This window comes from Numidum massiliense (assembly GCF_001375555.1).
Lineage (GTDB): Bacteria > Bacillota > Bacilli > Thermoactinomycetales > Novibacillaceae > Numidum > Numidum massiliense.
Genome location: NZ_CTDZ01000008.1, coordinates 1 through 15,560 on the forward strand (window position 1 = coordinate 1; position 15,560 = coordinate 15,560).

12 protein-coding genes and 1 pseudogene are annotated in these 15,560 nt (G+C 50.5%); all 13 read left to right on the forward strand.

The window, feature by feature from the left end; all coding sequences use genetic code 11:
* Positions 1-332: 332 nt before the first annotated feature.
* The gene (locus BN1247_RS00170) at positions 333-1,670 is read left to right on the forward strand and encodes an ABC transporter substrate-binding protein (RefSeq protein ID WP_054948551.1); all 1,338 of its coding nucleotides are present in this window, start codon (positions 333-335) and stop codon (positions 1,668-1,670) included.
* 223 nt (positions 1,671-1,893) lie between these two features.
* Positions 1,894-2,781: a carbohydrate ABC transporter permease gene (locus BN1247_RS00175; protein WP_054948647.1), complete on the forward strand. Its 888-nt coding sequence runs from the start codon at positions 1,894-1,896 to the stop codon at positions 2,779-2,781.
* Positions 2,782-2,826: 45 nt separating this feature from the next.
* Positions 2,827-3,646, forward strand: a pseudogene (locus tag BN1247_RS00180) (carbohydrate ABC transporter permease).
* A gap of 81 nt (positions 3,647-3,727) precedes the next feature.
* A complete protein-coding gene (locus BN1247_RS00185; protein WP_054948552.1) occupies positions 3,728-4,492 on the forward strand; it encodes an MBL fold metallo-hydrolase in 765 nt (254 codons plus the stop codon).
* Between the two features lie 197 nt (positions 4,493-4,689).
* The gene (locus tag BN1247_RS00190; RefSeq protein WP_054948553.1) at positions 4,690-5,487 is read left to right on the forward strand and encodes an HAD-IIA family hydrolase; all 798 of its coding nucleotides are present in this window, start codon (positions 4,690-4,692) and stop codon (positions 5,485-5,487) included.
* 115 nt (positions 5,488-5,602) lie between these two features.
* Complete coding sequence (locus BN1247_RS00195) at positions 5,603-6,220, forward strand: glycerol-3-phosphate responsive antiterminator (RefSeq protein WP_231633041.1); 618 nt, start codon at positions 5,603-5,605, stop codon at positions 6,218-6,220.
* Between the two features lie 400 nt (positions 6,221-6,620).
* On the forward strand, positions 6,621-7,439 hold the full coding sequence (locus BN1247_RS00200; protein ID WP_054948554.1) for a glycerophosphodiester phosphodiesterase: 819 nt from the start codon (positions 6,621-6,623) through the stop codon (positions 7,437-7,439).
* 334 nt (positions 7,440-7,773) lie between these two features.
* Positions 7,774-8,403, forward strand: a complete 630-nt coding sequence (locus BN1247_RS18295) for a UPF0236 family transposase-like protein (protein ID WP_187119679.1) — start codon at positions 7,774-7,776, stop codon at positions 8,401-8,403.
* Positions 8,327-9,124 carry a UPF0236 family transposase-like protein gene (locus BN1247_RS18300; RefSeq protein ID WP_074011013.1) on the forward strand — a complete coding sequence of 266 codons (798 nt, stop codon included), beginning with the start codon at positions 8,327-8,329 and terminating at the stop codon, positions 9,122-9,124. Before BN1247_RS18295 ends, BN1247_RS18300 begins: the two co-directional genes overlap by 77 nt.
* A 363-nt stretch (positions 9,125-9,487) precedes the next feature.
* Entirely contained in the window at positions 9,488-10,534 is a 1,047-nt protein-coding gene (locus BN1247_RS00215) for an extracellular solute-binding protein (protein ID WP_054948557.1), read from the forward strand.
* A gap of 11 nt (positions 10,535-10,545) precedes the next feature.
* Positions 10,546-11,676: an ABC transporter ATP-binding protein gene (locus BN1247_RS00220; RefSeq protein WP_054948558.1), complete on the forward strand. Its 1,131-nt coding sequence runs from the start codon at positions 10,546-10,548 to the stop codon at positions 11,674-11,676.
* Complete coding sequence (locus tag BN1247_RS00225; protein ID WP_082415720.1) at positions 11,673-13,490, forward strand: ABC transporter permease; 1,818 nt, start codon at positions 11,673-11,675, stop codon at positions 13,488-13,490. Before BN1247_RS00220 ends, BN1247_RS00225 begins: the two co-directional genes overlap by 4 nt.
* 328 nt (positions 13,491-13,818) lie before the next feature.
* Entirely contained in the window at positions 13,819-15,528 is a 1,710-nt protein-coding gene (locus BN1247_RS00230) for an ABC-ATPase domain-containing protein (RefSeq protein ID WP_054948559.1), read from the forward strand.
* Positions 15,529-15,560 lie beyond the last annotated feature (32 nt).

Sequence of the window (15,560 nt, forward strand, 5' to 3'; positions counted from 1 at the left end):
GTTAATCGCCGTCCTTGAAGAGTTAACTCCTCAAGGGCGGACAACAAGTGAACGTTAGGGAATGACATATTTAGGTCTTTAAATCCTTGATCCTGTAAGGTCGTCGAGTAAAGCTTGACACATACTCATCCGTTTTTAATATTGACAAAAGCACTGGCTGTTTGCTATACTCAGCTCACTGTAATCGATCACATTTGAATATTTTAGGCGGACAGAGAACTGGAGAAACCCTACCCGTAAAACACGTATTCTCACTTGAGTAATGTGTGTTGCTTTACGGCGGAGGGTTTTTCTTTTGGAGAAGCAATCATTTCGTTTATGGGGGGATCTGGATGAGGAAGCGTACGGAGAAAGTTACCACTTGGCGTTCGAATAGCTTGCGGAGCATCGTCTTGCTGCTCGTCATTGCGTGGGTCGTCATCGGCTGTAGCGGAGGTAGTTCGCAAGCGGACAAGAAGATAGGAGCCAAAAAAGTTGAGCTAGAGTTTTACTTTCCGGTCGCGGTAGGTGGACCGATCGCCAAAGTGATTGACTCGTTAGTTGCCGATTTTGAAAAAGAGCAACCCGATATTAAAGTAACGCCGATTTTTGGCGGGAGTTATCAAGAGACGATGACGAAAGTGCAGACGGCGATTCAAGGTGGTAATGCCCCAGACCTGGCGGTGCTATTCGCTGTCGATTTGTTTACCCTGCTATCGATGGATGCGATTGAACCGTTAAACCGATTTGTGACGGACGAGTATATCGACGACTTTTATGAAGGATTCATGGAGAATTCGCGCGTTGACAAAGACATTTGGAGCATCCCGTACCAGCGAAGTACCATCGTATTGTATTACAACAAAGAAGCGTTCAAAAAAGCGGGGTTAGACGCAGACCAACCACCTAAGTCGTGGGAAGAATTAACGGAATACGCTAAAAAATTAACCGTTAAAGAAGGGGACAAAGTGCGGCAGTGGGGACTTGAAATTCCGAGCACCGGGTACCAGTATTGGATGTTTCAAGCACTCGCTTTGCAAACCGGCTCTAACATTATGGCCGCTGACGGTAAGAGTGTTTCTTTTTCCTCGCCGAGTAGTGAAGAAGCACTACAATTTTATGTCGATTTAGGAAAGAAACATAAGGTCATGCCGGAAGGGGTCATTGAATGGGCGACGGTACCTTCCGACTTCATCAGTGGCAAAACGGCGATGATGTATCATACGACGGGCAACTTAACGACAGTGAAGGAAGGGGCGAAGTTTGACTTTGGCGTCGCCTTTTTACCGGCGAACAAGCAATTTGGGTCGCCGACAGGGGGTGGCAACCTGTATATTTTTAAGGACATTCCAGAAGAAAATAAAGAAGCGGCGATGAAGTTTGTCGAGTTTTTAACACAGCCGGAACGAGTGGCCCAATGGTCGATGGACACCGGCTACGTGGCGACGCGAAAATCGGCCTACAAAACGGAGCGACTGGCAAAGTACGTTGAGGAATTTCCGCAAGCGAAAGTTTCCATGGAGCAATTACAGTATGCGGACAGCGAGTTGGCGACGTACAACAACGGCCAAGTGCAAAAGATCCTCAACGACAACATTCAAGCGGCGCTGAATGGGACGAGTAGCGTTCAGGAAGCCTTAAAAAAGGCACAGGAGGAAGCGGATAAAATATTGAGCAAGTACGCGAAATAGTTCTCCGCATAGAAGACGCGATGATTGGTTGCAGTAGTGATACGCTGTTTGACTGAAACGGTGGTACGATGGCTAGCGATTAGTGTGTTGATGTGGTGTGACGTTGATCGGTTACTTGATTGGTAGCGTTTGGACGCGCGGGGAGGAGGTCAGCTGTTTGAACGGGGAAACACCGACGGAAAGTTCATCAGAGTTGGCGGTTAAAGGAATGACACGTGTGTGTATGTCTAAGCGACGGTTTTTACGGGCTAAAGTGAAGGAAAATGTGTTCGCATACGCACTGTTGTTGCCGTCGCTCGTTTTTTTCGGTTTGTTTACGTTTTACCCTATGCTAAAGTCGCTTTATTTAAGTTTTTTTGAAACGGTGGGCAGTGGCATCCAGTTTATCGGTTTCACCCAGTACGAACAGTTAGATAGCGACGAAGTTTTTCACAAAGTGCTCTGGAATAATACACTTTTAGTCATCGGGACAGTTCCGACGAGTATGTTACTTGCGATGTATCTCGCCATTTGGCTTAACAGTAAATGGAAGGCGAATTCATTTTTGCGGGCGTCGTTTTTTTACCCGACAGTCGTGCCGATGATCGCGATCGCTAACATTTGGCTATTTATATACACCCCGGACTACGGTTTGATCGATAAGTTTTTATCACTGTTCGGATTAAACGGGGAAAACTGGCTCGGTAATCCCGACTGGGTGATGCTGGCGATTATCGTCATGATTATTTGGAAAGAGACAGGTTTCTTTATGGTGTTTTATTTAGCTGGGTTACAGAACTTGCCGCACGACGTGTATGAGGCAGCGAAGTTAGAAGGCGCGAGGCCGCTACAAACATTTAGACACATTACATTTCCGCTGTTGATGCCGACGACGCTGTTTGTGTTAATTATCGCTGTAACCAACTCGTTTAAGTTAGTCGATCACATCTTTATTATGACGAAGGGCGGGCCGGATAATGCGAGTAACTTACTCTTGTATTACATTTACGAAACAGCGTTTAGTTTCCTCGACTTTGGCAAAGCGGCTGCCTTAACCGTCGTTTTGTTAGTCGTGCTGCTCGCTATATCCGCTTTTAACTATTTGTATTTGGATAAGCGCATTCACTACTAATATTTTTTTACATCCGTCAGGCGAAAGGAAGGGAGGAGGGCGCGCATGTCGCTGTATCGAATCGTGAACGCCGGCGTTATTACGGTACTCGCTATCGTATGTGTCGTCCCACTCGCATGGGCGCTAATGACGTCGTTCACACCGGCGAGTGAGGTGGTGACGCAGGCGAATCCGTTCGCCATCTCACAGTTGACGCTAGACAATTACGTGCAGGCGTGGCAGATGGCGCCATTTTTGACCTACTATTTAAACACGTTGACGATCGTCGTCGGCATTTTGGCGGTACAGCTCGTCACGATCACGTTGGCCGCCTACGCCTTTGCGCGTTTGAATTTTATCGGGAAAAATGTGCTGTTTCTCCTATTTTTGACGCAAATTATGATTCCGCCAGACGTACTCATCTTTCCGAACTATACGATCGTGCACCAGCTCGGTTTAGTCGATACGAAACTGGCGGTCATGCTTCCGTATTGGGCTTCCGCATTCGGTGTCTTTCTGTTGCGGCAGACGTTTAAACAAGTGCCGCTCGACTTAGAGGAAGCGGCAAAAATGGACGGGTGTCGTTGGTGGCAACTGTTGTGGCACGTATACTTTCCACTGGCGAGACCGACGTATGTCGCCTTTGCCCTCATTTCGATTAGTACCCACTGGAGCAACTTTATGTGGCCGCTCATCGTCACGAATACGGATGCGAGCCGGCCGTTAACTGTTGGGATGGCGATGTTTGCCCAGTCGTACGAAACGGGGGCGCAGTGGGGGGATTGTGACAGCCGCGACGATTATGGTTATTTTGCCGCTGTTACTTGCATTTTTCGCTTTCCAGCGACAATTCGTCACTAGCTTCATGCATTCGGGTATGAAATAATTATGGATGAGTCATATGCAATAAACGGCGATCGGTCATGGACGCGATGGAAAAGTTAATGGGAAAGGCCGGTGACTGTCGATGGAAATTACGCTATTGGGGACGGCGAGTGCGGCGGGCAGTGTCGAACGCGATAATACATATCTGTTACTAAATTGCGCCGGCGATTACACGATGGTCGACGTAGGCGGCAATCCGCTCGGTAAGTTAAAACAGTTAGGCATATGTTTGGACGACGTTCAACGCGTCGTATTAACGCATTTTCACATCGATCACATTTACGGGTTGCCGTCGTTGTTGTGGGGGATGTGGATTCACGGACGGACAAAGCCGCTGACGATTTACTGTGCTGCAGAAAATGAAGCGAGGCTCTCAGAATGGTTGCACGTGATGGGGACTGCGGAATGGCCGGTGAAATTTGCCATTCACATCCACCCCTTCACCTGGCAAGAAGAGACGGTACTCATTGCGCAGGAAGATTATGCACTGTCGACGTTTCCGAGTAAGCACTCCGGACCGACCGTCGGCCTTAAGTGTGTCGAAAAGGCGTCTCAAAAAGTATTCGTCTATTCTTCCGATGCGACGCCGAGCGAATGGATTAAGGCACAGCCGCACATCGACCTGTTAGTGCACGAAGCGACGACGGCAACAACGGACATTCCGGTCCATACGAATTTAGCGCAAATCGTGCAGTTTTATCCGCTTGAGCATAAAGATCGCATCGGGCAGGTCGTCCTCGTCCATTTAACGGACGGAGAAGATTACGACGCCATCCTAACCGAACTCGAGCAAGAGACGAAAGCGCGCATCCAGCTCGGTCACGATTTGATGCAGATCGACGTTTAGACAATTAGTGAGAAATACGTCAGGGGAGAGACGAGGAGACCCCGAGCAACGTAACGCGCCTATGGTATAGCGTATGCTAAAGGAAAACGGGCAAATGTGCAAAAATGCCACGTCCGCAAGCATACGCTAACGTAGCAGTCGTTATTTCGCTTGGGGTCTTTTTGTTTGGAATTTTCTTATAGCCAAGGATGAGGGGGATGACTGTGCTGGCAACGGTTGGCGGTTTCATCTTTGATCTCGACGGCACGATTTATGTAGGGGAGCAGCTCATTCCGGGGGCTGACGAGGCGATTAACTATTTGCAGTCCCACGGGAAGCGAATATTATTTTTAACGAATAAGACGATTGTATCTCGCGACAGTTATGTACAAAAATTAACTAAATTAGGCATTGACGGCGTGGGGTTGGATCAAGTGCTTAGTCCGACGCTACTGACGATCCGCTACTTACGCGAAAAGAGACCGGGGGCGCGGTTGTTCGTCATCGGCGAGCCGTTAATCAAAACAGAGCTACAGCAGGCAGGTTTTTTACAAGCGCGGACGCCGCTCGAAACGGACGTTGTCGTTATTTCTTGGGATCGGGAGTTTCATTACGACCACCTCGACTTTGCCTATCAAGCGGTCAAAAAAGGCGCACTGACGATTGCGACCAACCCCGACCGCACATGTCCCGTTGAAGGGGGCGACGTACCGGATTGCGGGGCGATGATCGGTGCACTCGAAGGGGCGAGTGGCAAAAAAGTTGACGTCATCATCGGTAAGCCGTCGCCTCTGATGGCGCAAGCCGCGCTTGATCTGTTGCAGTTGCCGCGTCACAGTTGTATGATTGTCGGCGACCGTCTAGAGACGGATATCTTAATGGGACGCGAGGTTGGCATCCAAACGGCTCTCGTGTTAACAGGTATTACGGGTAAGGAACAGCTCGCTTCGTCTACGTTACAGCCAGACGTCGTCCTCGAGTCGGTGGCTGATTTAGTTGCATTCATTAAGAAATAAAGATAATGGCAATACGCGAAATAAATAAAGGAATCTTGCCCCGTGCTGTAGAATGACTAAGCAATGCAAACGTATATGAACATCATTGAGTATGGCAAAAAGGGGGCTCACACGTTTGTACGATAAAACTGGTATGACCACAATTCGTTACGCACTTAAGCATAAACCGATGATCACTTCACTGTTAACCGACGAAGACATGGACGACTTATTGGCGACGTCGTCAAACATTAGCTTTTTGTTAGCGGGCGACATTTTTTCGTTAGAAAAAATGGTGGCGCGCGTTCGCGATGCCGGAAAACTCGTGTTTGTACACTTTGATCTCATCGCGGGGATTGGTAAAGACAACGCGGGCGTCCGTTTTCTCGCCGACCAAGTCGGTGCCGATGGCATCGTGACGACGCGCTCAAACATCGTTTTAGCGAGTAAAAGGCACAACATGATGACGGTACAACGTTTGTTTGCCCTCGACTCCGTGTCGATCGATAACGGGATGCGCGTCATTAAAACGACCCAACCCGATGCGATTGAAGTTCTACCGGGGATTGTCGTACCGCGCATTATTGAACGGATCCACCGCGAGATCGATGTACCGGTCATTGCGGGCGGGTTAATTACGGATCTCTTTGATGTCGAGGCGGCTTTAGCATGTGGCGCCGTCGGCATTTCGACATCGGCTAAAAAACTGTGGCAGTGGCAAGACGAGCGATTGGTCAAAAATAAAAGCCAGTAGCGGTTACCCCAGTCAACTATTTTTTGAAGATTATGGGGGTAGTGTTAAAAAAGAGCTGAAATATGAAGGGCACGTTAAATTATATTTAATTGTTTGTAAAACACAGGTGACTGGTAGTTGTTATGGTTGACAATTGACAACATATTTGTTACATTCACATAAAGGTTGTCCAATTAAAAACAGTCAGTGGTAGGCAGAGAGTATTGGAGAAGCACCTTGCCCGTGAGTGAGCCGTGTGTGAGGCGTACACGCTAACTAAGTAGAGACTGCCTCCATGCTCTCACGTGTCAAGGTGTTATTATTTTCCACTCCAAGTGGCATCAGCTTCTAAACGTCGTCATTGGACATCCTAAAAAAATGGAGAGGATGATCAAGATTGAGTCGGAGTTGGGGAAGAGATATGGGTCGTCTCGTCAAACTGATGTTAGTCGCTACCGTACTATTCGCGGTGTTGTTTGTCCCATTCGGTGAAGGAGTCGCTGCAGCTGAATCGCACAAAGTAACGAATGTCGCGCACCGCGGCGCTTCGGGGTACGCGCCGGAGAATACGATGGCTGCGTTTGCGAAGGCAAAGGAAATGAACGCGGATTACATTGAGTTGGACGTGCAAATGAGCAAAGACGGTCACCTCGTCATTATGCACGATACGACCGTTGACCGTACGACGGATGGGACAGGAAAAGTCGGCGACTTAACGTTAGCCGAATTGCGGCAGTTAGATGCTGGAAGTTGGTTCTCGCCAAATTTTGCCGGTGAAAAAGTGCCGACGTTCGACGAAGTATTGGATCACTTCGGGGGAAAAATGGGGATTCTAATCGAATTGAAGGATCCGGCCTTGTATCCCGGGGTTGAACGGAAAGTAGCGGCAGCTTTGCGCGCGCGAAACTTGGACAAGCCTAAAAACAAAAAAATTATCGTCCAATCTTTCGACCACGAGTCGGTACAAATTTTTCGCCGGTTGCTGCCACGGGTGCCGGTAGGCGTGCTCATCCGCAATAATCCGAACGGTATATCCGACTGGGAGCTCGCCATGTTCTCCACTTATGCCGATTATGTCAACCCAAATCGGTTGATGGTCGATGCACGGCTCACTCGACGCATCCACCAGTTCGGCATGCGCATTTGGGCTTGGACCGTGCGGAAGCCGGAAGAAGCCGTACAACTGAAAGAAGCGGGAGTCGACGGCATTATTACCGACTACCCGGATTACGTACGTTGATACTTGGCGTTAGAAACAAGATGTCCAAATATTCATACGGAATATGGTCTTAGCGTAGGTGGCACATAGTCACCTATTTTTTTTTATGTTATGTTATGACATAGTAAAGTCAACGTCCAACTACACCACATGGTCTTCCGGCGTGAGCCGTTGGCTATCGATTAAGTCACTCAACGTATGTGTAACATTTCTCTCGAAGGGTTTTAGCAGGAATTTGGAGGGAGAATATAGAAAAGGAAGACCTAAATAGTACTCCTAACCACCACGAAAGGAGAGGTCTTCCTTGAAAACCATTATACCAGAAATCGCTACTATCTTGGAACAGTCTACAGATATGTTGTCGTTTTGGGAAAGCTTACGTATTCGCCTGATGGAAGTGATGGCTGATCTGTTCGGAGAATTTTTGGAGCAGCTCGATCAGATGATGACGACGCATTACAAGGAAAAATACGGTTGGAAAAGTGAGCGATTGGACAGCCGGGAGTTCACCAGTTTTTTTGGGACAGTGTCCTATAAACGCCACTTGATGTACGACCGAAACGGAAACGCACATTACCCTGTCGATGAGGCAATCGGTTTAAAACGCCGTAAAAGATACAGCCCAGACCTTATGATGCTCGGAGCAGAGTTAGCTGCAGCGCCGGGAATGACCTACCGCCTCGCCTCAGAGGTCACGCAAAAACTTGCCGGTATAACGATCAGCCATACGACGTTTCAGCGCTTAGTAAAAGAAGCAGGTGAAGCTCAAGCTGTCATGGATGCTGAAAAAAGGGATCGAATTTTTGAGGATACGGTAATTCCTAACTCTCCGTCCGTTAAGCACTTATATTGCGAAGCANGATGGCTTATACGTCAAAGGGAGAGGCAAAGGAATAGAGATCAAAAATATGCTTGCCTATACCGGGTGGGAGCAAAACGGACAGCGTGTCTCGTTAACAGATCGTCACGTCTTTTCTACCGTTGAATCGGTGGATGACTTTTGGGAAATAGGTTATGCAGCGATTCGACATCGTTGGGATCTCTCACATACACATGTGGCGACTAATGCGGATGCGGCTTCATGGATCTCTGAGGAACGCGTTCAAAATACCTTTTCTGAAGCGACATCGGTTGTCCGCCAATTGGATCCTTTTCACGTAAAGAGGAGTATTCGTCGCGGGTTGAGCCGCCAGCCAAGGCTCATTCCTCAAATTGAAAAGGCAATATCCGAAAAAAATAAGGATAGGTTTAAAGCGGTGATTGATACGGCACAGGGAAATGCAGAGACGGAGCGAGAGGAAAAGCGTATCGAGAACATGCAGAAGTATCTTGAAGGGCACTGGGAGATCCTCTGCGACTGGCGTGAGGTTAGTCCAGACGTGCCAAAAAATGCTCGTAGGATGGGATGCATGGAATCGAACCAGAGACGTCTGGCATACCGCATGAAACGTCGTGGCATGTACTGGAGTGAAGAAGGGGCTCAAGCCATCGCCAAAGTACAACAAGGCGTTACCAATGGGACGTTGAGACAGGCATTATTAACTGTCTGGCCCAACCGCCAAGTGACACAAAAACTAAAACGCCATGCGAGGCGAATAGGTAAGTCGGATCACATTGGGGTTCAAGTTGGCAGGATCCAAGTAGGTGCCGCATCAGCTTCAAGTGCTATTGGGTATTTGGATAAGGTGGTTAATCGCCGTCCTTGAAGAGTTAACTCCTCAAGGGCGGACAACAAGTGAACGTTAGGGAATGACATATTTAGGTCTTTAAATCCTTGATCCTGTAAGGTCGTCGAGTAAAGCTTGACACATACTCACTCAACATATTATTTGACGAATCGGAGGGCAATTGCTATAATGCACATCAATAGCAATTAGTTGGCACGTTGCCGACACGGGACAGGCAATTTTTTTACGGAGAGGCGGAGACGAAGAGAACCTTGCCGTAAACACACGTCCGTTTAACGACGCGTGTTTATTGACGGTAAGGTTTTTTGACTCTAAGATCAGTTGCGTGTCGCAGACGCCTTAATTGTGAAAAAAAAGGAGTTTAAGAGGAGGTTCTTATTTATGCGCCGCAAGCGGAAGTGGCTGCACGTCGCCGTTGTACTCATGTTGTCGTTATCTGTCGCTTTAGCCGCGTGTTCATCGTCCAAAGACGTGGGAGGGAAAGACGGCAAAACGGGGAAGATCGTGCTTTATTCGCCGGAGACGCCGGACATGTCGAAAGAGCTCGCGCAAGCTTTTGAAAAGGCTTTCTCAGGGTCGAAAGTAGACGATCAATACGGTGGGACGAGTGTCATCGTCAACAAATTGATTGCGGAAAAAAGTAGTCCGAAAGCGGACGTTTGGTACGGTGGCGGGGGAATTTTTCCTTTTGAATCGGCGAAAAGCAAAGATATTATTACATCGTACACCCCGGAGTACGCCAAAGATTGGAAAGTCGTGCAAAACGGGATTAAAATGCGCGACGACGATTGGGACTGGGTCGGCGTCAACGTATTCGTGTTAGGTTTTATTTACAATACTGATCTCGTCAAAAAAGAAGATGCCCCAAAAACGTGGGACGATTTGCTCGATCCGAAGTGGAAGGGCAAAGTGCAAATGCCGAATCCGGCCGCATCTGGTACGGCGACGTTAACCGTCCTCAGCCAGCTCATGAAGCGCGGCGACGACGAAGGCTGGAAGTACTTCGAAAAGCTCGTCGAGCAGACGAATGCGATTCCCGATTCTGGGCTCGCACCGTCGCAAGCGGTTGCAAAAGGGGAAGCGGAGGTGGCGATCGCCTTTGACTTCATGGCTTATGAAATGCAAGGGCGCGGAGAAAGTGTCGACTTCGTCGTCCCCGATGAAACGCCGATTCTCGTCAACCCAGCGACGTTAGTTAAGGACGGCCCCAATCCGGAAGGGGGCAAACAGCTCATCGACTATTTGCTCTCCAAAGAGGGGCAAGAACTGTTCGCTAAGTGGTACATGATTCCAATTCGCGACGACGTCGAGTCAAAAACGCCGCTAAACTTGGAGAAGGTGCTTCCACACGCCCAAGACTTAGACTACGATTGGGTCGTGAAAAATTACGACCGCATCCGCGAAGAGTGGCAAGAAAAATTTGATTAGGGGTAATAGCGATGGGTTCAGTGATGATTGAACATTTGTATAAACAGTTTGACGATTTCGTGGCATTAGACGATGTCAACCTAGAGATTAAGGAGGGCGAGTTTTTCGCCCTCTTGGGTCCGTCCGGCTGTGGGAAAACGACGACGATGCGCTGCGTCGCCGGGTTTGAAGACCCTAGCTCGGGGCGTATTTTGATCGGCGACAAAGACGTCAGCCACGTGCCGGCGAATGCGCGCAGCTGCGGCATGGTGTTCCAAAGCTACGCCTTATTCCCACACTTGACCGTGTTTGAAAATGTCGCCTACAGCTTAAACGTGCGTCGTTTTTACGAAGGTGGGGTTGGGACGAAGTTTGCGGTTTTAAGCCGCCTCTTCAGCCGCAAGTTCGGGAAGGTTCCTACAGACATTGAGCAAAAAGTGCGAGATACGCTCGACTTTGTCGAGCTGGGTCACTTAGCCGACCGACTGCCGGGGCAGCTATCCGGCGGACAACAACAGCGGGTCGCTTTGGCGCGCGCACTCATTATGGAACCGGCCGTATTGTTAATGGATGAGCCGTTGTCCAACTTAGATAAAAAATTGCGCAATAGCATGCGGGTGACGATTCGCCAAATCCAGCAAAAAGTAGGCATTACGACGATTTTTGTTACACACGACCAAGAAGAAGCAATGAGCATGGCCGACCGCGTGGCGGTGATGTCGGGGGGCAAAGTCGTTCAGATTGACACGCCGACGAACTTGTACAGCCACCCGAACTCCGAGTTCGTCGCCGACTTTGTCGGATCGTCTAATATTTTTACGGCGGCAGTTAAAGCGAGTGACGCACGCGAAGGGACGACGCTGTCATTCGGCGAGCAACAAACGTTGCAGTCGGCATTCCCAGCGTACGACACGGAGGTGCAAGTGCTCATTCGCCCGGAAAGCATCCAACTGTACACGGAAAAACAAGTCGCACCGTCGTTGAATGTGCTCACTGGAATAGTGACACTGGCCACTTACTTAGGGTCGACGGTTCGCTACGACGTGCAAGTAGGGGCACACGCCTTTCAAGTCGATACGATTTTTAAAAATGGAGGGCCACTTCTTTCACCCGGGGCGAAGGTGACGTTAGCTGTTGAGCCGGAGCGGGTGGTGATTTTATGAAGCCAGAAAAACACTCACAACCGTCCGCTCCCGGGCAGCCCGTACAACCTTCCGGTACAGAACAACCCGTACAACCGCAACCGCCCGGTCCAAAGCAACGTGCCACACGTCACCGTAAACGCAGGCCGCGTTTTGACGGTTTTACCGTTGTGAAGTGGCTTGTATACGTGTTTTTTGCCCTTTTTCTCATCCTGCCGCTGCTCTCGATTTTTTTAGTCAGTTTCATCGGCGAACCGGTTAACATTCTCGGTAGCTTTATCGACGGTGACGTGTTACAGACGACCTTGCAGCAACTATCGTCGCTCTCGCTCCAACCGTATACAGAGATGTTGGGGAAGCTGCGATATTTACTGTCTTTGTGGAACAGTGTAAAACTGGCGCTCGGCGTCGCTGTTCTAGTCACTATCGTCGTGTTGCCGATCGCCTACGCCTATGCGCGCACGAACATGCCGTTTAAGAAGTTATTCGCCGTGCTTTCGACTGTGCCGCTCGTCATGCCGACGTTTATCGCCGCAAACGCCTTTATTCTCATGTTCGGCGAGACCGGGTGGGTCAATTACATGTGGCGCACACTCGGTGGCGATGGGGTGTTGTTTGAAGTGAAATCGATGCTCGGCATCGTGCTCGTGCAGCTATTCTTCTTTTTCCCTTACGCTTTATGGCCGATGGTCGCCGCCTTTAAAGTGAGCGATGTGACGCTGGAGGAAGCGTCGCAAAATTTAGGGGCAAAAGGGCCGTTTACGTTTTTTCGCGTCACCCTGCCACTAGCGACGCCAGGCATTATTTCGAGCATGTTGCTTGTGTTTACTGTCAGTTTTTCCGACTTCGGGACGCCGATCTTCATGGCCCCGAAAAAGCTCAACTTAATCGTCGTCGATGCGTACCGCGAAATATCTGGCTTTTTTAACTGGTCGGGGTCAGCGATTCTAACCGTCGTCATGGTACTCGTCGCCGCGCTGTTTTTCTGGTTACAGCGGTTAGTGACGAAAGGGCGGGAGTACGGTACGATTTCCGGAAAGCCGACGCGGCAAAAATTAGTGTCGCACAAAGGGGTGACACGCGGGTTAGCCGTGTACACGTTTATTGTCATGTTCATCCCTTTGCTCGCACTCGGGACGATTGTGCTCGCTTCACTGGCGACGACGTGGGGGCACAAGGCGCTCCCCGACGGGTATACGTTTGCCCATTATGCGACTATTTTTAGCAGCTCGTCGGAAAACGTCGTCAACAGTTTAGTGTTGGCCTTCGGTTCCCTGCTGCTAAGTGTCGTCATTGCGACCTTCGTCTCTTACTTTGTCGTACGCCGCGGTTCGGCCGGCCTCGACTTCTTGTCGTCGATCCCCCTCGTCATTCCCGGCATTGCCATCGGGGTCGCTTTTATTCAAACGTTTAACGCGACACCACTACAACTGACGGGGACGGCGCTCATCCTGATCGTCGCTTACACGGTTCGGCGCATGCCGTACATGATCCGTTCCACGATGGGAACGATGATGGCGATTAAGCGCGACATTGAGGAGGCAGCAGTGAACTTGGGCGCTTCGCCGCTACTGGCGGCCCTTACTGTCGTCGGCCCACTCATGTTGCCAGGTATTTCTGCCGGAGCGATTCTCGTCTTTGTTACCGTGATTAAAGAAACGAGTATTTCGGTTTTAATCGGGCAAGGCGACTGGGCGCCGATGAGCTTGTCCGTGTTTCAAAACATGCTGCGCGGACAGTATTATACTGCTTCGGCGATGGCGGTCTTCATTATCGCGATCGTCATTGTGTTGCAAGTCGTGGCGCGCAAGTTGACGAGAGATGAGATGTATTAACTTGTGAGGGAAGGCAGCCGCTGTTCTCGCTTGGAACAACGGCTACTTTTGTCATATAATAACGAAAGATAATGTCAAAATTTACTTCTTAAATGACGTTGGGTAACGTTAGATAATATTGGGCGCCTCCTCAGCAGTACTCTGTACAGTAATTGGAAGTGTCCATTTTTTATGCAAAAAAATGCAAAAACACCCCGCCTACCCCACCGACTATTCGTACCCATGTTGCGCCAGACAAACAAAATTGTTATCGTAAGGAAACAAGAAAACATGTGGGCACGCAACGTGTGTCACTGCGATCGTTGCCACTTGCTGGAAGGAGTTTGTTATGGAGAGGTTGCGCAGCTTGTTACACCGGTTAGACGGGAAAGGGTATAAAGCGTACAAAGACATGCAAGGGACGTACCGCTTCCCCGGATGCACGCTGGCGATCGATTACGTGCAAGGCGATCCCTTTGCGACTCCGTCCCGCGTCCGCGTGCGCGTGCCGCAGTCGCGGGCGCGACTACAAACTGCTTGGTATGAAACGGCGCACCGTCGCGTGGCGCTGGAAGATTTTATTGCACGGCAACTGGCGGTGGTCATCCAGCGCCATGTACCGCACGTCGGCGGTACGGGCAAAAGCGGCCTCATCGCCGTCGACGCCCCGGGGCAAGAGATTTTGCCGCGTACGGCGGTGCGCGTGGCAGATCAATTTGTGGAAGCGCGACTGAGTGTCGGACTTCCAGCGAGCGGTAGGCGCATTTTGGGGCGGCAAGCGGCACAAATGTTGCTCGAAGCACTGCCACTCCTCGCGGAAAAAGCGCTCTGCACCGCCGCGTTCGATCAGGCGCAACTGGAGCGGCGGCTTAAGCTCGTCGACAACCAACAGGCGATTCGCGCCCACATGCGGGAAAAAGGGTGGATCGCCTTCGTAGCGAACGGGGCGCTGTTGCCGCGGCAGAGCGGGGTGAGCGACCGACCGCTTAAAGGAGAAAACGTCGTGACGTTCCAAGCGCCGCCGACGTTAGAAGCTGAAATCCAAGTGCCCCACGGCGCACCGCTTCGCGGCATGGCCCTTCCGGCAGGTGTCCACCTCATCGTCGGTGGCGGCTATCACGGAAAGAGCACACTCCTCAAGGCACTCGAACGCGGGGTGTACGATCACATCGAAGGGGACGGGCGCGAGTATGTGCTAACGGACGCGCGCGCGGTAAAAATACGGGCCGAAGACGGGCGCCGCGTGGAAAAAGTGAACATCTCGCCTTTTATTAACAACTTACCTTTCGGCCAGACGACAGAGCGTTTTTCCACGGAAGATGCGAGTGGCAGTACATCGCAAGCGGCGAACATCGTCGAGGCGTTAGAGTCCGGTTGTCGCGCGTTGCTCATCGATGAAGATACGAGTGCGACGAACTTTATGATTCGCGACGGCAGGATGCAACAACTCGTGGCCAAAGCGCAGGAGCCGATCACCCCCTTCATCGACCGGGTACGCCAGTTGCTGGAGGAACAGGGGGTGTCGACCGTGCTCGTGCTCGGCGGGTCAGGCGATTATTTCGACGTCGCCGACACGGTTATTATGATGGACAACTACTTGCCTTACGACGTAACCGCAAAAGCACGTGAAATTGCTCAGGCTGCAGGTACTGTGCGGGCAGTGGAACGGGACGGGGCGTTTGGTCAGTTGCTGCGCCGTGCACCGGAAAGATCTAGCTTCGATGCCTCGCGCGGTAAGAAAGAAAAAGTGGATGCCAAAGGGTTGCACCAGATCGTGTACGGACGGACGACGGTTGACCTGACGCTCGTCGAACAGCTCGTCGATGCGAGTCAGACGCGGGCAATCGCGCAAATGATGCGTCTTATTGCTGCTGAAGCTGATGGGCGAACGGCGCTTGGTCACTTAATCGATCAGTTGTACGCCCGTATTGCACAGGAAGGATTAGCGGCGATTTCACCTTACAAAGATAAGGAAGTACACCCTGGCGACCTTGCCCTGCCACGTAAGTTCGAACTGGCAGCGGCGGTGAACCGGCTGCGCACGTTGCGGATGCGGTAAAAGTGGCCGGGTGGGTATGGGCGTACATGATT